Source organism: Desulfovibrio aminophilus DSM 12254, from assembly GCF_000422565.1.
GTDB lineage: Bacteria > Desulfobacterota > Desulfovibrionia > Desulfovibrionales > Desulfovibrionaceae > Aminidesulfovibrio > Aminidesulfovibrio aminophilus.
The window spans coordinates 249,147-268,728 of the sequence record NZ_KE383875.1; the positions used below are offsets into that span (position 1 = coordinate 249,147).

Sequence of the window (19,582 nt, forward strand, 5' to 3'; positions counted from 1 at the left end):
GGGCGGCCTTTTTTCGCGCCCTTGCGGCCGGGGTTCAAAACGCTTACACCAGCCGACATGCGCTGGATGTTGAAACCATTGGGAAATCCATGATCGCCAAAGCAGCCACCGCGGCCCTGCTGGGCATCGACGCCTTCCGCGTGGATCTGGAGGTGGACCTCGCCCGCCAGGGAATGCCCGCCTTCGTCATGGTAGTTCATTAGACACCCCGAACCATATTTAAAAGTGGGAGCCGTGTATGTCTAAACAAGATGTGATTGATGACCTCCTAGACTACCTTGAGAATCGGATGCAGATGAGCCACATCTATCAGCCGCTAGTGATTCGTTGTCTTGTCGAGGCTGACGGCACGGCCACTATCAGACAGATAGCCCAAGCGTTCGTGGCCCAAGATGAGAGCCAACTCCAGTATTACGAGAAGCGAGCCAAGGAGATGCCCTTACGCGTTCTCCTCAAAAACGGAGTCATTGAACGCCAGGGCGATTTGGTCCGTCTGAAGGTGGGGAAGCTCACCTTCGAGCAAAAGGCCCAGTTGAAGATGACGTGTGAGCGAAAGATGCAGGAGTTCATCGTCAACAGGGGCCTCAAGATTTGGGACTACCGTCTACTTGATGGCCCTGTCTCTGGGACGGTCTACTTCGATGTGATGAAGGAATCTGGCGGCAAGTGTGCCCTTTGCGGAGCCACAAAAGAATCTCGCCCACTGGACGTGGACCACATCATACCTGCCTCAAGAGGAGGGAAGTCCACCAAGGACAACCTTCAAGTTCTTTGTTTTAAGTGCAACCGCTCGAAGGGCAATCGGGATAGCACGGACTTCAGAAGCTCGACAGAGGCAGACTTTGAAACATCTTGCCCTTTCTGCTACTCAAACATGGAGAAGTCCAAGGTGGTGGAGGAGAATGGCACAGTGTACGCGGTCAAAGACGGCTGCCCAGTGTCAGAAGGACACCTTCTCATCATCCCGAAACGACACACTCGAGACTACTTCACGATGACCACCCGGGAACGCCGTGATGCTGAAGACCTCCTTCGCGTTCTCAAAGCCCAGAAGGAACTAGAGGACAAGAGCGTCACAGGATTCAACGTGGGGATGAACAGCGGGGAATCGGCAGGGCAAACCATCTTCCACGCTCACATCCACCTTATCCCCAGGCGAAATGGGGACACTCCGAATCCCCGGGGAGGTGTGAGGGGCGTAATCCCCGACAAGATGTCCTACTAGGAGGTGGACCTATGAGACGTTTCACCGTTCCTATCCCCCTTCTGCTCCTTTTCTCCCTCCTGGCTCTCCCCGCTTGGACGTGGCCTGGGAAGGTCATCAAGGTTGCTGATGGCGATACCCTCACGGTTTTGAGAGATGGGAGAGAACAGGTCAGGATTAGGCTGTACGGGATTGATGCGCCGGAGAGTAAACAAGACTTCGGCACACGGTCTAAGCAATCTCTCTCGGACATGGCATACGGGCAGACCGTGGAAGTCACCCCTGTTGTCCAGGACCACTACGGACGCACAGTAGCGCATATCCAGGTTCGCGGGCAGGACGTGAGTGAAGCCCAGGTGAAAGACGGCATGGCCTGGGTATACCGGCAGTACTGCACAGAGGCGGCCTGTAAAGATTGGCTGAGCTTAGAACAGCAAGCAAGGGACCGTAAGGCAGGGCTGTGGGCTGGCCCTTCCCCTATGCCCCCATGGGAGTGGCGACACGGCAGAGCGCAAAACGTTTCCCAAGCCGAGAAGAGCAAGGCTAAGCCTGATACTCAGCCCGGCATTGTCTATCACGGGAACGTCAGGAGCGGAGTATTCCACCGGCCAGGGTGCCAGCACTACAACTGCAAGAACTGCGTAGACGTGTTCCCGTCGAGAGAGGCGGCGATTAAAGCAGGGTACCGGCCCTGTCCGTTATGCCGCCCCTAATCGCTAATCGTCATCCCCGTACCGATTGCCCCAGGTGTTGCCGTAAGAAGAGCCGTAGGGCGACCCATACGAGTTGGAAGGCCCATAGCCGGAGTTCGGGTAAGGGTCCTTGTACCCAGGCTGGCCGGTGTAGGGGTTCACGTTCCCCTTGGTAGACCAGTTGTTATACGGGTTGCCGTCAGGAGCCGAGCGCATATGCGGCTGAACGTAGGTCCCGTCCTTCCGGTAGTAGCCATTCACGTGCACCTTGCCACCGGCAAACACCGAAGTCGCCAGCAATGTAATGGCTAAGCACAGCGCAATAATTAACTTTTTCATAGCGCCCCCCGAAGTTATAGCTCTTAAGTTATCTTAAGCTTCATACCGCGTCTAGGGGGAATGAGCCCGCCGAACGCTCCCAGGCCCGCCCCCACGAGGGGAAGCGCCCTCTTCGCACTCAAAACGTACCCACTTCAGATTTTTGCGCCAAAATGGCCCTACAATCGCTTCTAGCCTAACGGGTGAACAATCTACCGCCAAAGTAATTAGGATTGATTCTAGGCCATATTCTGCGCGAAATACGCCTACATGGATAGTGACGAACTACCTCACCACCGCGCCACCACCGTGCCACCACCCGCGCCGTCCACGGACGCCCACCACCGTGGGTACACTTCGATGGTACCTGTCCTGTACTCTGCTCTCTATTGAAGTGTTGGTAGAGTAGGTGTAGCCAGGATGGTATACATAAACTAGTACACTATGGATAGTTTATGATTGACTGTTTGAGTAACCTATGGTATTTTTGAAGAAGAATATAAAGGCATTTCTCTTTGTCTTTCTACTTCTAACAGTATGTTAACTAGAATTGTATACATCTAAGCTAACTATAGTGTATACAATATCAGCCAACTCATTATTTCCCCATCCATAGCTATTACCTCTCCCTGCCAGTAGTCCGTACCTTTCCCGCGTCTTCCATATTAATTAGATAAGCGACAAGGTATTAACTAGTCATCTGACTATTAACTAGTTAACACCTCGGACAACTGTAGACCCTGCCCCTCCCCACAGGAAGGTATCTCCACGTCTTGCCCCGCGACGCTTGTGCGGGCCATTTTCCGGCACAAATTTCTGAGGCGGTAACAGTTCAGGCGGAACGTGGCTGTGTGTCCCCCGTGGGGGTCGCGCCTGGGCCGTGCGGCGGGGGTGTTACCCAGTCTAAGAGATATATAGCGCCGGTTCTTCTTGTCGGCAGGAGAGTTGCCGGGATTGTCGATACAGTATTCTTTAGAATTCTGTCTTGACTTAATGTCAGAATCGTTTGTATTCATGGACCGAGCCACCACTTGATACACTCTAGGAGGCATCGGGTATGAGTACTCCCGTGAAGGCTTACGGATACGTCCGAGTCTCGGGCAAGGGACAGGTAGAGGGCGATGGGTTCCGCCGTCAGGAAGCTGAGATTCAAGCCTTTGCCCAAGCCAATGGCTATGAGGTTGTCCACGTGTACCGAGAGGAAGGCATCTCCGGGACTGCCGGGGAAGCGGACAGGCCAGCTTTCCAGGAAATGGTATCGGCAATCCTACGCAATGGGGTTCGCACGGTCATTGTAGAGGGCCTGGACAGGCTTGCCCGTAAGTACCGTATCCAAGAGACGTTGCTTATATACCTCACTTCCAAGGACATAGCCCTGATTGCCGCCAGGACAGGGGAGGACGTGACGGAAGCGGTCATGGCTGACCCAATGCGCAAGGCCCTGGTTCAGATTCAAGGCGTCTTTGCCGAGCTTGAAAAGGGGCTACTCGTTAAGAAGCTCAGGGTAGCCCGCGAGAGGATGCGCGAAGAAAAGGGGCAGTGCGAGGGGAGACATGCCTACACGCACGAAACGCTGCCAGAGGCCCTTAGAGAGGCCCTAGAGGCCATCAGGGTGATGCGTCGTACCAAGCCGGGGCAGAAGCGGAAGAGCTTCGCAGAGATGGCCAGCGTGTTGAATGCGCAAGGCTTGGTGACTGTTCAGGGGAAGCCGTTCACGGGGTACAATGTACAGGCTATATGGCGACGGCATAGGAAGCTTTAGTTTTGTTCCTCCCTCTGCGGCTATCAGTTTTTTAGCACGTTATCGCTTGCGTAAGTGAAAGCGTGATAAGTGTTTATATGCTCTCTGAATGCGTTATAGTGCCGCAAAAAGGAGATGTAGACATGGAATTCCTCCTCCAAGTCGATTGTGAAGATGGACGACAGATTGAGCTTGAGATTTCACAAAGATTTCAGACTGTGTATTCATCAGATGTAGCCAAGTATTGCCTATTCAATCGCCTCAAGCCGGACGTACTTGCTAGCTTTGAATTCGAGTATGACCTTATGAAGGAGCTTACACAGCGGCTAGAAAAGCTGTTTGAGCACGTGCCGAGCATGGATGAACTGGCGGCGATGAATGAAATGGAGTGGCTGGGGGTGTTAACTAGTTAACAGGTAACTTGGCAGTATTAACTAGTTAACAGTTTCTATTACTAGTTAACTCTGCGTATGAATGGCGGTGTACATTGTCCTGTGTACGCCGCCTTTCATTCCATGTGTCCAGGGGGATTCACCACTCCTGCCACTTGGGACACTGGAGCCGTTCAACTCTCCGGGAACATCCCTTTTGCCGTAAGGTGAAAGGAGCTTGTCCCTCCGCTCTTCCAGTGAATAATGCCCAGGTTGCTTTCCCAATCCAACTCAATTTGAGTTGTGAGCTGTCTTAGCGCCCCATTCAGCTTTGCTCGTGCTGCTAGGACCGGCTCTGGGGCATCAGCGGATACGTAGGGGGTAGCTGAGGCCCGAGCTTCCTTAATGGCCTCTTCAAGCTCTTGAGCGGCGGCGCTTAATTGCTGGAGCTTCCCACGGAGAATAGGCCCGGTGAAGGCGCTAAGCTTCTGTAACGTCTCTTCTAAATTACGCTCAGCTTGGGTTTTCAGGTGCTCATAGTGGCGTAAGCGTTCTATCATGGTGGTTGGAGCCGGAGCCTTTGCGCGCTCTATATTTTCAAGCAGGCGACCAATTTGCTCTCTCAGTTTATCAAGCTCTGACTCATAGCCTCCATAAAGAGCTTTAAGGCGTGCTTCTTCGGAAGAGTCTACAGGGTAGTCTAGTATGATGTCGCCAACCTGCCACGGGAAATGTTCCTCAACCTCTTGGTATCGGAGAGAATGGTAAGAACAGCCTTTGCCGCTCCTAGCGCCGTTGCAAACGAGATAGCGCACACCGGCGTTTCGGGAGGTGAGAATCATTCGCTTCCCGCAACGGGGGCAGGTAGCAAGACCGCCGAAAATGTTGGGCACACCCTTGTATGCTGCGCGGCCATGTACCGGGCTCTTGGTGGCTCTGAGGGCCTGAACCCGCTGGTATGTCGTATCGTCCAGAATCGAAGGATAGAAGTCAGGGATTGGAGTCTGGGGAATCCTACGCCGTTTGCCGCCTTCCCGGCTATCAATATGCGGCGTGAATATGCCGAGTACTGCCGGGTTGGTGAGTATTTTTACGATGTAAGATGTTTGCCATTCTTTCCCTTGGAAGTGTGGCACTTGCTCTTCATTTAGGGCTTTGGCTGTCAGGTAGGGCGACATACCATCAAGGGCCATTTGGAAAATTCGGCGGACAACCTGGGCGCGTTCCTCAATAACTTCATACTTGGTGCGGTCATCGGATAGCTTGAGCCATTGAGGGCACCAGCGGGTCATAGGCCGAAGAGCAGCAGCAGCTTTCTCGCGCATGTCTGCCCATGTTGCTCTCTGGCGGCGAGATTTGGTCAGGCTTTCATCATTCGCCCGAATCATGAGAGCAATGGACACAATTACATCAGTCGGGCTACTATTTAAACCGTCATGCGAATAGACCCGCTCATCGGCGAGGGTGACAATAGTAATCCCGTCAGCTACTATGTTGAGGAAGAGTAATTGAGCTTCGACTACCGCTTCTCGTGTGAGGCGGTCTAAGCTTTCAATGAGTAGGTAGCTTCCTTCTGGAACTGAGCCTTGGTGGATGGCGGCAAGGAACTCACTCAGCTTACCAACGCGATGATGGCGGCCATGAAAAGCGGACAAGCCCAAGTCTTCAAAGCGCAACTCGTCATCAAGCACTAGCCCATGTCTCTTGGCGTAATCCTCGGCAAGCTTGGTTTGACGGCGAAAGCTATCTCCCTTAGCCTGCTCAGGAGTGGAGAAACGTAGGTAGGAATATGCGCGTGGCCGGGTCATTTGAAGCCCCCCTAGGTGAAAGGAAACCTATCAAGAGGCGTGGTCACAAATCAAGTACTATGGTCATGGTCGGACTCGCGGAAGGCGCGGTGCGCGAGGCCAAGGAACGGGTCTTCGCCGCGCTCAAGAATTCCGGCTTCAGACTCCCGCCCTCGCGGATCACCGTGAATCTGGCCCCGGCCGACGTGCGCAAGGAGGGCAGCGCCTACGACCTGCCCCTGGCCCTGGGCCTGCTGGCCGCCTCGGGCGCGTTCCCGGCCGAGCGGCTGGAGGGTTTCTTCTTCGCCGGGGAACTGTCGCTCACGGGCGAACTCAAGCCCGTGGAGGGCGTCCTGCCCCTGGCCATCCGGGCCCGCGACGAGGGCGCACGTGGCTTGGTCCTGCCCGTCGCCAACGCGGCCGAGGCCGCCGTGGTCAAGGGTCTGCCGGTGTTCGGGGCCGAGAGCCTCGGGCTGACGGTGGCCTTTCTCCTGGGCGAGGCCGAAATCGAGCCCGCGACTCTGGACATCGACACCCTCTGGGACAAGCGCCGCGACTTCCTCCTGGACTACGCCGACGTGAAGGGCCAGGAGCACGCCAAGCGGGCCATCGAGATCGCGGCCGCCGGCGGCCACAATCTCCTGTTCATCGGTCCGCCCGGCAGCGGCAAGACCATGCTGGCCCAGCGCATCCCCACGGTGCTCCCGCCGCTCAGGTTCGAGGAGGCGCTGGAGGTGACGAAGATCTACTCCGTGGCCGGGCAGCTCCCGCGCGACCAGGCCCTGATCGTGACCCGGCCCTTCCGCTCGCCGCACCACACCATTTCCGACGCCGGACTGGTGGGCGGCGGCACCTATCCCCGGCCGGGCGAGGTCTCCCTGTCCCACCGGGGCGTGCTCTTCCTGGACGAGCTGCCGGAGTTCAAGAAGCACGCCCTGGAGGTGCTGCGCCAGCCGCTGGAGGACGGGATGGTGACCATCTCGCGCGCGGCCGTGGCCCTGACCTACCCGGCGGACATCATGCTCGTGGCGGCCATGAACCCCTGCCAGTGCGGCTACCTCACCGACGACCGCCACCCCTGCACCTGCACGCCCCAGTCCGTGCAGCGCTACCGGGCCAAGCTCTCCGGCCCGCTGCTGGACCGCATCGACCTCCAGGTGGAGGTTCCGGCCGTGCCCTACAAGGATTTGAAGGAAACGCGCGGCAGCGTGGACTCGGCCACCATGCGGGCGCGCATCGCCAAGGCCCGGTCCGTGCAGGCCGAACGCTACGGCGACAGCGGGCCGCACATCAATTCCGAGCTTTCGGGCTCGGCCCTGGAAAAGCACTGCCGCCTGTCCCGGCCGGAGCACGACTTCCTGGAGCAGGCGGTGAAGAAGCTCGGGCTCTCGGCCCGGGCCTACACGCGGGTGCTGCGCATCGCCCGGACCATCGCGGACCTGGACGGCGCGGAGACCCTGGCCGTGAACCACCTGGCCGAGGCCATCAACTACCGGAGCATGGACCGCCAGGGCCCGGCGTGAGGCCGCGACGATGAACAGAAGCATCCTCCTCTCCCTCGTGGTGCTCCTCGGCCTGGCGGCCGGGGCGCGGGCGGCGAGTTTTCCCTGCGAGGACGCCGCCAACGACGTGGAAGTCCTGGTCTGCGGCGACTACCGGCTCTCGGTGCTCGACGAGCAGTTGGACGCCGTGTACCGCGTGGCCCTCAAGGCCAAGGTTCCCGATCTGACGGAGGAGCAGAAGGACTGGCTGGAGCAGGTCCGCGACCGCTGCCCGGACGCCGAGGGCCTGGCCCTGGCCTATCGCGAACGCATCGCCGCGCTCGTCAAGGCGGCCAAGACCGCCAGGCGCAAACTCTCGGACTTCGACTTCCCCCTGCTCACCCCGGGCAAGGCCAAAACGGTCTGCGGGATCATCGCCGAACGGGCCAAGGCTGGAACCCTCCGGAGCCTGGAGGCCCAGGGCCGCGACCTCACCCAGGAGGAGCGGGCGCGCTTCGAGCCCGACGTCTCCTCGCCCACCCGGATGACCACGCTCCGCGACCGCTTCAACGGTCGGGACCAGGGCTTCCTGACGGCCAACTCCGGCGGCTCCTGCAACACATCCTGGATCGTGGCCCTGGACGACCGGGGCCGCCCCCTGGACACCGACCAGGGAGGCGATCCCTCGGATTTCGGCACCGCCGACTTCGTGCTGACCGTCAAAGGCGAACCCTACGTGGTTCGCGCCGACGCAGGGTTACGACGGCCGACGCTCGTACGCGGCCTGCGCGAGGGCGCGCTCGCGCCGCTCTGCGGCCTGGAAACTTCTGGGGACCGGGGGATCGTGACGAAATCCGGCGACGACGCGGCATGCCGCGCGGCCCTGGCCGGAAAGCTCCGCCCCCTGGACTGGGAGCCCCTGGACTTCTGCGTCACGGCCGAAAACCGGGACAAGAACGTCTGCAAGGGCGGCCTCTGGGAACGCTCCGCCGTGGCGAAGGCGGACCTGGACGGCGACGGCAAGCCGGAACTCCTGGGCCGGGTGGGCCGGAGCTGGACCGGCGGCTGCGGCGGCGTCCTGGAAACCCTGGTGCTGCTCAGCCCCGAAACCTTGGAAATCATCGACGAGGCCTATGGTGGGGCGGACTCGCCCATCAACAACGGCATCACGGCCAAGGAGGTCTTCCTCCTGGACGGCGCGCCGCGCATCGCCGTGCGCTTCGACCGCTCCGAGGAGTATTACGGCCTCAAGGACGGCGCGTACCAAAAGGAATGCGTCCTTGAGCACTTCCCGGCCGAGGTGAAGGTGAGATCGCTCCTCGCGGACTGAGCCCGGCCTTGACCCGTCGGCCGCCATGTGTTCTGTGCGGAAGCATCGAGCACCCCCATGCCGCCCCGGCAAAGGAGACGCCCATGATCCGCCGCGCCGCCCGCCTCCTCGTCCTGCTCTCCCTCTGCTGCGCCCCGGCCGCCCTGGCCGGAAAGTACGACCAGGACGTTCCCGGCTCCAAGGACATCCCCGGCCTGCCGCGCTACGAGGGCTCGGTGATCCTGGGCTACAAGCTGGACCAGTACGACGAGGCCGCCCTGCCCCTGGGCAAGTGGGTCAACGCCTCGGCCGGCTGGGAGAAATCCGAGAAGGTGGAGGGCCGCCGCACGCGCATCCTCTACCTGGCCCCGCCGGACCGCAGCTCCCTGGAGGTCATGCGCAACTACAAGACCGCCCTGCAGAAGCTCGGCTACCAGACGCGCTTCGAGTGCTCGGACGAGGCCGAGTGCGGCCGGTCCGTGGGCAACGCCTACTTCAACTCCGCGGCCCGCAACCGTCTCGGCGGCAAGCAGGTGGTGGAGTACGCCTTCTCCCTGGCCGTGGAGGATCCGCGCCTGCTCACGGCCCGGCTGGACAAGGACGGCGCGATCTCCGACGTGTTCGTCTTCGCCGCGCGCCAGGACAACGCCGCCGACAGCGCGGCCGGGCGGCGCGTGGCCGTGTTCGTGCAGGAGGTGCTCTCCGGGAGCATGGAGAACAAGATGGTCCTGGTGGACGCCGGGGAGATGGGCAAGAGCCTGGACGAGCGCGGCCGGGTGGCGCTCTACGGCGTGCTCTTCGACTTCGACCGCTCGGAGGTCAAACCCGAGTCCCGACCGCAGCTGGAGGAGATGGCCAAACTCCTCAAGGCCAAGCCCGGGCTCAAGGTCTACATCGTGGGCCACACCGACAACCAGGGCGGCCTGGACTACAACCTGAAGCTCTCCCATCGCCGCGCCGAGGCCGTGGCCGCCGCCCTGGCCAAGGACTTCGGGGTCGCCTCCGGCCGCATGTCGGCCAAGGGCCTGGCCAACCTGGCCCCGGTGGCCTCCAACGCCTCGGAGGAGGGCCGGGCCAAGAACCGCCGCGTGGAGCTGGTCGAGCAGTAGCCGCGCCTCCGCCTTGACGGCCGGGCCCCAAGATGCCACAGAGGGGCGGGCCGAATGGCCCAGGAGTGCGACTTTCCATGACCAGCGAGAATGCGCGCCGTCCCATCGGCGTTTTCGATTCCGGCGTCGGCGGGCTCACCGTGCTCAAGGCCCTGCGCGCGGTCCTGCCCCACGAAGATTTCCTCTACCTCGGCGACACGGCCCGCCTGCCCTACGGCACCAAGAGCGGGGCCACGGTCACGCGCTACGCCCTGCAAACCACGCGGCAGTTGGTCGACCGGGGCGTGAAGCTCCTGGTGGTGGCCTGCAACACGGCCTCCTCCGTGGCCCTGCCCGACCTGGAGAGCGCCTATCCCGGCCTGCCGGTCATCGGGGTCATCGAGCCCGGGGCCCAGGCCTGCTGCCGCAACGCCCCGCGCGGCCGCATCGCGGTCATCGCCACGGCCGGAACCGTGCGCAACGCGGCCTACCAGGCGGCCATCCTGCGCCTGCGGCCCGAGGCCACCATCGCCACCCGGCCCTGCCAGCTCTTCGTCTCCCTGGCCGAGGAAGGCTGGACCGAGGGTCCGCTGGTGGAGGGCATCGCGGCCCGCTACCTGGAGCCGCTGATGGCCGAGTTCCCGGACCACGAGCCGGATTGCCTGGTCCTCGGCTGCACTCACTTTCCGGTGTTGGCCCCGGCCATCCGCAAGGTGCTGCCGGAAGAGGTGCGGCTCATCGACTCGGCCGCGACCACGGCCCAGTGCGTGGCCGAGGAGTTGTCCGGGCGCGGGCTGCTCAATCCCTCCCCGGAACCCGGCGCGGAGACCTTCCTGGCCACCGACGACCCGGAACGCTTCGCACGCATGGGCGAGATATTCCTCAACAGGGAGCTTCCGGCCACGGACGTGACTCTGGTCGACCTCTAGAATCCCAACTTGAGCGCGTACTCGGCCAGCTTGTAGCGCAGGGTGCGCGGACTCACCGCCAACAGCTCTGCGGTGCGGGCCTTGCTGCCTCCCGACTGTCTCCAGGCCCGTAGAATGGCCCGTACCTCGGCCTCGCGCACGGCGACTTCCAGGCGCGTGTCCGCCGGGCCCGCCTCGACCTCGGGCAATCCACCGCCCAGGCGCATCTCCAGGGGCAGGTGCGCGGGCCGGATGACGTCCTCCGGGCACAGGAGCACGAGCCGCTCGGTGAGGTTGCGCAGTTCGCGGACGTTGCCCGGCCAGGGATAGGCGGCCATGGCGCGGACCGTGTCCGGGTCCAGGCGCAGGCCGTGCTTGTGGTAGCGGTGGCGGAACACGGCCAGGAAGTATTCGGCCAGGTCCGCGATGTCGTCCGTGCGTTCGCGCAAGGGCGGCAGGGACACGGGCACCACGTTCAGACGGTAGAAGAGGTCGGCGCGGAACTCGCCCCGGGCCACCATGTCCGGCAACAGGCGGTTGGTGGCGGCCACGATGCGCGCGCCGAACGGCAGGTCGCGCTCGCCGCCCAGGCGCTTGAAATTCTTCTCCTCCAGCACGCGCAAGAAATCCACTTGGTTGGGCGGCGGAATCTCGCCCACCTCGTCCAGGAACAGGGTGCCGTCCTCGGCCAGTTCGAAGCTGCCCTTGCGCTGGCGCTGGGCCCCGGTGAAGGCCCCGGGCTCGTGGCCGAAGAACTTGTCCGCGAACAGCTCGCCCCGAAGCACACCGCAGTTCACCGGCACGAAGGGCCGGTTGCGGCGGTCCGAAAGGCGATGCACCAGCCTGGCGAACAGTTCCTTGCCCGTGCCGGACTCTCCGTAGACCAGGATGGAGGCGTCCGAGCCCGCCACCTGGGTGGCCAACTGGTAGACGTCGCGCATGGCCCGGGAGCGGAAGACGAAGCTGCCCACGCCCTCCTCGCCCCCGAGTTCCAGGACCACGGTGTCGTTCGTCGCCTGCGGCAATTTTTTGCCGATCTCGACAACACCCTTCTTTTTCTCGACTTTCACCGGACAAACCAACTTTCGGGCGGTCCACCGAGGCGTTTTGCAACACCCCGCCCGTAATGGTGAAGGGGCCGCAAGCGGCGGTCTCGGCCGAAATTTCACAAGCACCCCGGGAAACCCATCCGGAACGGCCGATATTTGCCGCAAACCGGCAATATTTTGCCGCATAACCTTTCGTCCGATGTTCGTCAAGCGTTCAGGGTCAACGTTTTCCCTCCTGGCACGATCCTTGCCCTATGCCCGTGGTTCACTGGACGCAAGATCGGCTGGGACCGGATCACACCATACGTTCACACCATAGGAATCGGGAGCGAAAGAGGGATGAAACGCAACGCGAAATGGATCTGTGCGCTGGCGGGGGCCGCGCTGGTCGTCCTCACGGCCGCCGCGCTGGCCTGGGCCTCCTCGGACGGCGGCGACGTGGCCGCCCAGGTGGCCGCCGCCACGGGCAACGGCTCGAACCTTCCCTGGTGGGCCTGGCCCATCATTCTGCTGTTCTTCTGTTTCGTGCTCGGCATCATCGCCGTGCTCGCGGGCGTGGGCGGGGGCGTGCTCTTCGTGCCCCTGGTCAGCGGATTCTTTCCCTTCCACCTGGACTTCGTGCGCGGAACCGGCCTGCTCGTGGCACTGGCCGGGGCACTGGCCGCCGGGCCGGGTCTGCTGCGCCGCAACCTGGCCAGTCTGCGCCTGGCCCTGCCCGTGGCCCTCATCGCCTCCAGTTGCGCCATCGTGGGCGCCTTCCTGGGCCTGGCCCTGCCCACCAACGTGGTCCAGCTCTGCCTGGGCGGCACGATCATGTTCATCGCCATCCTCCTGCTGACCTCCAAGAACGTGGTCCGCCCCGTGGTCACCAAGCAGGACGCTCTGGGTCTGGCCCTGGGCATGAGCGGGGCCTATACCGAGGCCTCCACCGGCGAAGTCATCGAATGGAAGACCCACCGGACCCTGCCCGGCCTGCTCCTGTTCATCGTCATCGGCGTCATGGCCGGCATGTTCGGCCTGGGCGCGGGCTGGGCCAACGTGCCCGTGCTCAACCTGCTCATGGGCGCGCCGCTCAAGGTGGCCGTGGGCACGAGCAAGTTCCTGCTCTCCATCACAGACACCTCGGCGGCCTGGGTCTACCTGAACAAGGGCTGCGTCATCCCGCTCATGGCCATTCCCTCGATCATCGGCCTCATGGTCGGCTCCTTCGTGGGCGTGCGGCTGCTGGCCAAGGCCAAGCCCAAATTCATCCGCTACATGGTCATCGGCGTGCTCCTCTTCGCCGGAGGCAAGGCCCTGCTCAAAGGCCTGGGTATCTAGCCGGACGTTCAACAACAAGGAGAATTCCATGTCCACGCAGAACACCGCTGCTCCCAAGGAGCAGCTTCTCTACGGCACCATGCTCTTCTACGGCTGCTGGAGCGGCCTTCTGATCATGGTCGCGACCTACCTGATCTACTGCTTCGGCATCCTCGATCCGCACGTCGGCATGCAGGACGTGACCCGCCTCTGGTCCATGCCCGTGGGCGAGTATCTGTCCCAGGGCAACGTGCCCATGGGATGGGGCTGGGCGACGCTCCTGAACCGGGGCGATTTTTTGAATTTCATCGGCATCGCGTTCCTGGCGGGTCTGACCATCATTTGCTACATTCCGCTCATCGGGGCCTACTTCAAGAAGAAGGATCCCATCTTCGCGATCCTGGCCATCGCCGAGATCGTCGTGCTCAGCGTGGCCGCCTCGGGCCTGGTTGGTTCCGGCGGCCACTAACCGCTCGGAGGGATGCGTGAAAACGCGGATGGCAGCCTTGTTCGCCTCGGAGCGCCCGGACCTTCCCGCCCTGTTGGACGACCTGCCCGTGGGCGTGGCCGTCCTGGACGGCGAAGGCCGGGTGCGGTTCCTGAACAAGACCCTGGAGTCGCTCACCGGGTTCGCCCGCGAGGACGTGCGGGGCCTGCCCTGCCGCCATGTGCTGCGTTCTCGGGCCTGCGTCCAGGGTTGTCCCTGGGCGCGCTCCGAAGGCGAGGGCGGAAGCCTGGAGACGGACCTCATCAATCGCCACCGCCGCCGCATCGCCGTCCGCCTGACCCCGGTGCTTCTGCGCGACGCCGAGGGCCGCGAACTGGCCCGGCTGGAGATCATCGAGGATCTGACCCCGATCAAGGAGATGGAGGATCGCCTGTCCCAGGCCGCCGGGCCGGGCCAGATGGTCGGCCGCAGCCAGGCCATGGAAAAGCTCCTGCGCCTGGTTCCGGTCATCGCCCAAAGCGATTCGCCCGTGCTCATCACCGGCGAGACCGGCACGGGCAAGGATCTCCTGGCCGAGGCCGTGCACCGGGCCTCGCCCCGCTCACGCGAACCCTTCGTGCGCTTCAGTTGCGGGCCCATGCCCGAGGAACTGCTGGAGGCCGACCTCTTCGGGCGGCGCGGCTCCGGCGGCGAGGGCCGCCCGGGACGCTTCCAGCAGGCCCACAACGGCACCCTCTACCTCTCCGAGATCGCCGACCTGCCGGTGCAACAGCAGGCCCGGCTGGTGCGCTGTCTGGACGAGCGGGCCATCCTGCCCGTGGGCGCGGACAAGCCCGTACGGGTCAACGTCCGGCTCATCGCCTCGACCAACGCCGACCCTGAGGCCCTGATCCGCTCCGGACGGCTGCGCGAGGATCTCTTCCACCGCCTGGCGGCGGTCCGCCTGCACCTGCCGCCCCTGCGCCAACGCGGGGAGGACGTGAGCTTCCTGCTCCAGCACTTCCTGGGCGTCTACGCCGCGCGCTTCAAGAAGAGCATCGTCGGCTTCTCGCCCAAGGCCCTGCGTCTGCTCTCGGCCTACTCCTTCCCGGGCAACGTCCGGGAGCTGAAGAACATCGTGGAGTTCGCGGCCATGGTCTGCTCCGGCGAAACCATCCTGCCCGCGCACCTGCCCGCCCACCTGCCCGGGGCCCACGACGCCGCCGAACCCGCGCCCAAGACCGCGCGCAAGACAGGCCGCAAGGCCAAGGGCTAGGAGGAAGCCGTGGACAAGAAGATCCTCATCGCCCTGCGAGGGGACGAGGTGGCCCCCCGCTTCGATCTGGCCACCGAGGCCCTCATGGTGACCCTCACGGACCAGGGCGAAATCGTGGACCGCAAGAGCCTGCTCCTGGCCCACGCCTCCGGCGACGACCTCTGCGATCTGGCCCTGGGGCGGGACGCCTCGGGCGTGGTCTGCGGGGCCATCGAAGAGGAATACTACCACTACCTGCGCTGGAAGCGCGTGGACGTGCTGGACTCGGTGGCCGGGCCCGTGGAGGACGTGCTCCGGGCCCTGGCCGACGGAACGCTGCGCGCGGGCGACGTGCTCTTTCCGCGGGAGACCTGACGCATGCTCAAGAACATCGTCGGCCGCCACCTCCCGGACCCCGAGAACGGAAACGGCGTGGAGATCGTCTCGCCCGAGCGCTACCGCATCCTGCGCCGCAAGATCGTGGCGCTCATGGCCGTGGTCTCGATCCTGCCGCTCCTGGCCCTGGCGGCCATCAACTACTACGAGCACCAGGCCTCGCTCACCAGCGAGATACAGAACCCCTTGCGGGTGCTGGTGAACAAGTCCCGGAACTCCTTCGAAATCTTCCTGGCCGAGCGCACCTCCACCGTGAGCCTCATCGCCTCGGCCTATCCCTTCGAGGATCTGGCCAACGAGAAAGTCCTCAACCGCATCTTCCAGGTCATGCGCCGGGAGTTCGTGGGCTTCGTGGACCTGGCGCTCATCGACTCCAAGGGCGACCTGAAGAGCTATGTGGGGCCCTACGACCTCAAGGGCCGCAACTACGCCGAGCAGGCCTGGTTCCATCAGGTGAGCATCAAGGGCAAGTACCTGAGCGACGTGTTCATGGGCTTCCGCAAGTTCCCCCACGTGGTCATCGCCGTGCAGCACACGGCCGAGGACGGCCGCTCCTGGGTTCTGCGCGCCACCATCGACACCTCCCAGTTCGACCGGATCATCGCGGCCATGAGCCTGGAGCCCGGCGGCGACGCCTTCCTGGTCAACCGCCAGGGCGTGCTCCAGACCGACTCCCTGCTCTACGGCAAGGTTCTGGACAAGCTGCCCTTCCCCATGCCCGCGCCGAGCTTCGAGACGAACGTGGTCAGCATGGTCACGCCCTCGGGCGAGGAGGCCTTCCTCTCCTACACCTACTTCGCCGACGCCGACTTCGCGCTCATGGCCGTGAAGCCCCGGCCCTCGGTTCTCCAGACCTGGTACTCGGTGCGCATCGACCTGCTGGTCACCTTCCTGGCCGGGGTGGCGGCCATCTTCGTGGCCGTCTACCAGATCACCAACGTGATCATCCGGCGGATGCGCGAAAGCGACGAGCGGCGGCTGAGCGCCATCCACCAGATGGAGCACACCCAGAAGCTCTCCTCCATCGGCCGCCTGGCCGCGGGCGTGGCCCACGAGATCAACAACCCCCTGGCGATCATCAACGAGAAGGCCGGACTCATGCGCGACCTCATCGGCCTGCGCCCGGACTTCCCGGACAAGGAACGCTTCCTGGCCCAGGTCGACGCCATCATCGCCTCGGTGAACCGGGGCCGGGGCATCACCCAGCGCATGCTCGGCTTCGCCCGACGCATGGACGTGAAGATCGAGCCCCTGGACATCAACCGTGTGCTCACCGAGACCATGGGCTTCCTGGAGCGCGAGGCCCAGTACCGCAACGTGAGCCTGGAGCGGGAGCTGGCCGAGGGCCTGCCGCCCATCCCCTCGGACCAGGGACAGATCCAGCAGGTCTTCCTGAACGTGCTCAACAACGCCCTGGCCGCCGTGCCCGACGGCGGGCTCATCAAGGTGATCACCGCCGACCTCGACGAACGCTTCGTGGCCGTGTCCATCGAGGACAACGGCTGCGGCATGTGCGAGGAGACGGTCAAGCACATGTTCGAACCCTTCTTCACCACCAAGAAGGACAAGGGCACCGGACTCGGCATGTCCATCACCTACGGCATCGTCAAACGCCTCGGCGGCGAGATCCAGGTGCGAAGCAGGCAGGGCGAGGGAACAACCATCACCATCCTGCTGCCCAAGAAGCAGGCGGAGGGCTAGATCATGGACGTCAAGGACTGGAAGATTCTCCTGGTGGACGACGAGGTGGAGTTCGTCTCCACCCTGGCCGAACGCCTGGAGCTGCGCGGCATGTCGCCCCGCCTGGCCCACGACGGCGAATCCGCGCTCAAGGCCGTGGCCCAGGACCCGCCCCAGGTCATGGTCCTGGACGTGATGATGCCGGGCATGAAGGGCCTGGACGTGCTCCGGCGGGTCAAGGAAAGCCATCCGGGGGTGCAGGTCATCCTGCTCACCGGCCAGGGCAAGACCCGCGACGGCATCGAGGGCATGAAACTGGGCGCATTCTTCTACATGATGAAACCCCTGGATCTCGACGAACTCATCGCCAAGCTGGGCGAGGCCGTCGCGGCCGGAGGCGGGGCCTAGCCCCGGGAGCCGACCATGCGCGAAGCGCGCTTCATGGGCACGGTCACGGCCATGGCCATGCACGACATGCAGAACGTGCTGGCCATCATCCGCGAGTCGGCGGGCCTCGTCGGCGACCTTCTCGAAATCAACAAAAGCACGCCCTTCAAGCACCGCGACGCCCTGGAGCGGGCCGTGGGGCACATCACCCGCCATGTGGAGCGCGGCAAGGGCATCCTGGAGGCCATGGGCCGCCTGGCCCACGCCCCGGACGACAACCAGCTCGACCACTCCGATCTGGCGGCCTGCTGCCGGGCCGTGGTCCAGCTCACCGAACGCCTGGCGCACATGAAGAACGCCGAGGTCCGCCTCGCCGGACCGGACCGGGGCATCCCCGTGGGGGTCGGCACCCTGCCGGCCATGACGGCCCTCTTCCTGGGCCTCTCCCACATCTTCGGCCTGCCCGGCCCGGACGGCCGGGTGGTGAACGTCGTGGCCTTGGCCCGCGACGGCGCGGCCGTGGCCCGTCTCTGCCTGGACGGGCTGGCCCTGGAGCCCGGGGCCGTGGCCGGATTGGACGAGGCCCTGCGCGGCACCGGCGCGCGGCCGGCCGCCGCCGAGGGCTGCCTGGAGCTGTCTTTCCCCCTCGCCGGGCCGAGGGACTAGGAGGCGCGCCATGTCCGAGATCAAGCTCCTGCTGGTGGACGACGAGGAAGGCTTCGTGACCACCTTGGCCGAGCGCCTCGGGCTGCGGGGCATCGAGCCCCGCGTGGCCCTGAACGGCGCGCGGGCCCTGGAGCTGATCGAGGAGGATGAACCCGGGGTCATGGTCCTGGACCTGCGCATGCCGGGCATGAGCGGCACGGAGGTGCTGCGCGAGGTGAAGTCCCGCTGGCCCGCCATCCGGGTCATCATGCTCACCGGGCACGGCTCCGACGCCGAACGCGAGACCTGCATGGGCCTGGGCGCGGCGGCCTACCACAAGAAACCCCTGGACATCGAGGAACTGCTGGGCAGCATCCGGGCCGTCTCCCGGACGCCGGGACGCGGGGGACGGGGCGGCGCATGAACTCCGTGCTGCTGGTGGACGACGAACGGGACTTCACGGACACCCTGGCCGAGCGGCTCAGGGCCCGGGGATTCGCCGTGCGCACGGCCTATCGCGGCGAGGAGGCCCTGGAGGCCCTCCGCCGGGCCGATTCCGAGGTCGTTGTCCTGGACCTGGGCCTGCCCGGCATGGACGGCTTCGAGGTGCTGCGCGCGGCTCACGCGCTCCGGCCCCAGACCGAATTCGTCCTGCTCACCGCCGACAACAGCCTGGACACGGCCGTCACCGGCATGAAGCTCGGGGCCAGGGACTACCTGGTCAAGCCCGCCGGGACCGCCGCCGTGGCGCGGGCCATCGAGGACGCCGCCGACCGCCGCCGCCACCGCCAGGCCCGCCTGCGCATGACCGAGACGGCCAAGCTGGCCGCGCTGGGCGAGTTGGCCAAGGGAGTGGCCCACGAGATCAACAACCCGCTGAACATCATGATCAACGAGGCGGGCTGGATCGAGGATCTGCTGGAGGACAAGGAGTTCGCGGACAGCCCCCAGAAACCGGAGATGCTCCGGGCCGTGGCGCGCATCCACGCCCAGGCCGAGCGCTGCAAGGCCATCACCTCCAAGCTGCTGACCCTGCGCCGGGCGCCGGACGCCCCCGGGGCGGCCACCTCGCCGGAGTTCCTGACGGAGGTGCTCCGCCGCCGCGAGGAACGGGCCCGGGAGTTGAACGTGCGGCTGGAGACGGACATCCCGGAAGGCTTTCCGGCCCTGCCCCACCCCCCGGCGGACCTGGAGATGATCCTCTCCAATCTGGCGGACAACGCCCTGGACGCCATGAGCGGGACCGGCGGCGTCCTGCGCCTGGGCCTGGCCCTGGAAGACGGCGAGGCGGTCATGCGAGTCGCGGACACCGGGCCCGGCGTGGAGCCCGCGCTCCAGCAACGGATTTTCGAGCCCTTTTTCTCGACCAAGGAGGTCGGCAAGGGCACGGGCCTGGGCCTGGCCATATGCTGGAGCCTGGTGGAGGCCCTGGGCGGACGCATCACCATCTACAGTGAAAAGGGGCGGGGGGCGCGCTTCAGCGTGCGCCTGCCCATGACGGAACGGAAGACTGAAGGCACCAACGACTGATCCCGCCGGCCTCTG

The 19,582-nt window shown here is 64.0% G+C and carries 20 protein-coding genes and 1 pseudogene; 18 read left to right on the plus strand and 3 right to left on the minus strand.

Features of this window, described 5'->3' with window-relative positions:
* Positions 1–89 precede the first annotated feature (89 nt).
* From H587_RS21435 to H587_RS21440, 3 genes and pseudogenes are all read left to right on the plus strand, one after another.
* A pseudogene (locus H587_RS21435) lies at positions 90–194 on the plus strand (magnesium chelatase domain-containing protein); the annotation flags it as partial.
* A gap of 44 nt (positions 195–238) precedes the next feature.
* Complete coding sequence (locus H587_RS20350) at positions 239–1,225, plus strand: HIT family protein (protein WP_027176727.1); 987 nt, start codon at positions 239–241, stop codon at positions 1,223–1,225.
* A gap of 11 nt (positions 1,226–1,236) precedes the next feature.
* Positions 1,237–1,917 (plus strand): thermonuclease family protein, encoded by a 681-nt coding sequence (locus H587_RS21440; protein ID WP_027176728.1) that lies wholly within the window; start codon positions 1,237–1,239, stop codon positions 1,915–1,917.
* Between the two features lie 3 nt (positions 1,918–1,920).
* On the opposite strand, the gene H587_RS20355 is transcribed toward H587_RS21440, so the two are convergent.
* Complete coding sequence (locus tag H587_RS20355; protein WP_211219513.1) at positions 1,921–2,235, minus strand: hypothetical protein; 315 nt, start codon at positions 2,233–2,235, stop codon at positions 1,921–1,923.
* Between the two features lie 1,036 nt (positions 2,236–3,271).
* Between H587_RS20355 and H587_RS0113660 the strand changes: the two genes are divergently transcribed.
* Together H587_RS0113660 and H587_RS0113665 are read left to right on the plus strand one after the other, a co-directional pair.
* Positions 3,272–3,976 (plus strand): recombinase family protein, encoded by a 705-nt coding sequence (locus H587_RS0113660; RefSeq protein ID WP_027176729.1) that lies wholly within the window; start codon positions 3,272–3,274, stop codon positions 3,974–3,976.
* A 122-nt stretch (positions 3,977–4,098) separates the two neighbouring features.
* Positions 4,099–4,368, plus strand: a complete 270-nt coding sequence (locus tag H587_RS0113665) for a hypothetical protein (protein ID WP_027176730.1) — start codon at positions 4,099–4,101, stop codon at positions 4,366–4,368.
* A 152-nt stretch (positions 4,369–4,520) separates the two neighbouring features.
* Here the strand turns inward: H587_RS0113665 and H587_RS20360 are convergent, their stop codons facing one another.
* Positions 4,521–6,134, minus strand: coding sequence for a recombinase family protein (locus H587_RS20360; RefSeq protein WP_084630780.1), 1,614 nt, complete (start codon positions 6,132–6,134; stop codon positions 4,521–4,523).
* Here H587_RS20360 and H587_RS18770 point away from each other — a divergent pair.
* The 4 genes from H587_RS18770 (at position 6,116) to murI (ending at position 10,920) form a co-directional block, all read left to right on the plus strand.
* The gene (locus tag H587_RS18770) at positions 6,116–7,636 is read left to right on the plus strand and encodes a YifB family Mg chelatase-like AAA ATPase (RefSeq protein WP_051202860.1); all 1,521 of its coding nucleotides are present in this window, start codon (positions 6,116–6,118) and stop codon (positions 7,634–7,636) included. The genes H587_RS20360 and H587_RS18770 overlap by 19 nt on opposite strands.
* A 10-nt stretch (positions 7,637–7,646) precedes the next feature.
* On the plus strand, positions 7,647–8,924 hold the full coding sequence (locus H587_RS19845; RefSeq protein ID WP_051202862.1) for a lysozyme inhibitor LprI family protein: 1,278 nt from the start codon (positions 7,647–7,649) through the stop codon (positions 8,922–8,924).
* Between the two features lie 83 nt (positions 8,925–9,007).
* Positions 9,008–10,012: an OmpA family protein gene (locus tag H587_RS0113685; RefSeq protein ID WP_051202865.1), complete on the plus strand. Its 1,005-nt coding sequence runs from the start codon at positions 9,008–9,010 to the stop codon at positions 10,010–10,012.
* 77 nt (positions 10,013–10,089) lie between these two features.
* Positions 10,090–10,920 carry a glutamate racemase gene (murI, locus tag H587_RS0113690; RefSeq protein ID WP_027176732.1) on the plus strand — a complete coding sequence of 277 codons (831 nt, stop codon included), beginning with the start codon at positions 10,090–10,092 and terminating at the stop codon, positions 10,918–10,920.
* Here the strand turns inward: murI and H587_RS0113695 are convergent.
* Entirely contained in the window at positions 10,917–11,969 is a 1,053-nt protein-coding gene (locus H587_RS0113695; RefSeq protein ID WP_425387190.1) for a sigma-54 interaction domain-containing protein, read from the minus strand. The genes murI and H587_RS0113695 overlap by 4 nt on opposite strands.
* 318 nt (positions 11,970–12,287) lie before the next feature.
* Between H587_RS0113695 and H587_RS0113700 the strand changes: the two genes are divergently transcribed.
* From H587_RS0113700 to H587_RS0113740, 9 genes are read left to right on the plus strand one after another with little or no spacing between them, the layout of a single operon-like run.
* Complete coding sequence (locus H587_RS0113700; RefSeq protein WP_027176734.1) at positions 12,288–13,268, plus strand: sulfite exporter TauE/SafE family protein; 981 nt, start codon at positions 12,288–12,290, stop codon at positions 13,266–13,268.
* Between the two features lie 28 nt (positions 13,269–13,296).
* Entirely contained in the window at positions 13,297–13,716 is a 420-nt protein-coding gene (locus H587_RS0113705) for a hypothetical protein (protein WP_027176735.1), read from the plus strand.
* A 16-nt stretch (positions 13,717–13,732) separates the two neighbouring features.
* A complete protein-coding gene (locus tag H587_RS18780; RefSeq protein ID WP_156904563.1) occupies positions 13,733–14,950 on the plus strand; it encodes a sigma-54 interaction domain-containing protein in 1,218 nt (405 codons plus the stop codon).
* Positions 14,951–14,959: 9 nt separating this feature from the next.
* Positions 14,960–15,304, plus strand: a complete 345-nt coding sequence (locus H587_RS0113715; protein ID WP_027176736.1) for a NifB/NifX family molybdenum-iron cluster-binding protein — start codon at positions 14,960–14,962, stop codon at positions 15,302–15,304.
* Positions 15,305–15,307: 3 nt separating this feature from the next.
* The gene (locus tag H587_RS0113720; protein ID WP_027176737.1) at positions 15,308–17,026 is read left to right on the plus strand and encodes a sensor histidine kinase; all 1,719 of its coding nucleotides are present in this window, start codon (positions 15,308–15,310) and stop codon (positions 17,024–17,026) included.
* Positions 17,027–17,029: 3 nt separating this feature from the next.
* Positions 17,030–17,413 (plus strand): response regulator, encoded by a 384-nt coding sequence (locus H587_RS0113725; RefSeq protein WP_027176738.1) that lies wholly within the window; start codon positions 17,030–17,032, stop codon positions 17,411–17,413.
* A 15-nt stretch (positions 17,414–17,428) separates the two neighbouring features.
* Complete coding sequence (locus tag H587_RS19850; protein WP_027176739.1) at positions 17,429–18,058, plus strand: sensor histidine kinase; 630 nt, start codon at positions 17,429–17,431, stop codon at positions 18,056–18,058.
* 10 nt (positions 18,059–18,068) lie between these two features.
* Complete coding sequence (locus tag H587_RS18790; RefSeq protein WP_051202868.1) at positions 18,069–18,461, plus strand: response regulator; 393 nt, start codon at positions 18,069–18,071, stop codon at positions 18,459–18,461.
* Positions 18,458–19,567, plus strand: a complete 1,110-nt coding sequence (locus tag H587_RS0113740) for a hybrid sensor histidine kinase/response regulator (protein ID WP_027176842.1) — start codon at positions 18,458–18,460, stop codon at positions 19,565–19,567. Before H587_RS18790 ends, H587_RS0113740 begins: the two co-directional genes overlap by 4 nt.
* Positions 19,568–19,582 lie beyond the last annotated feature (15 nt).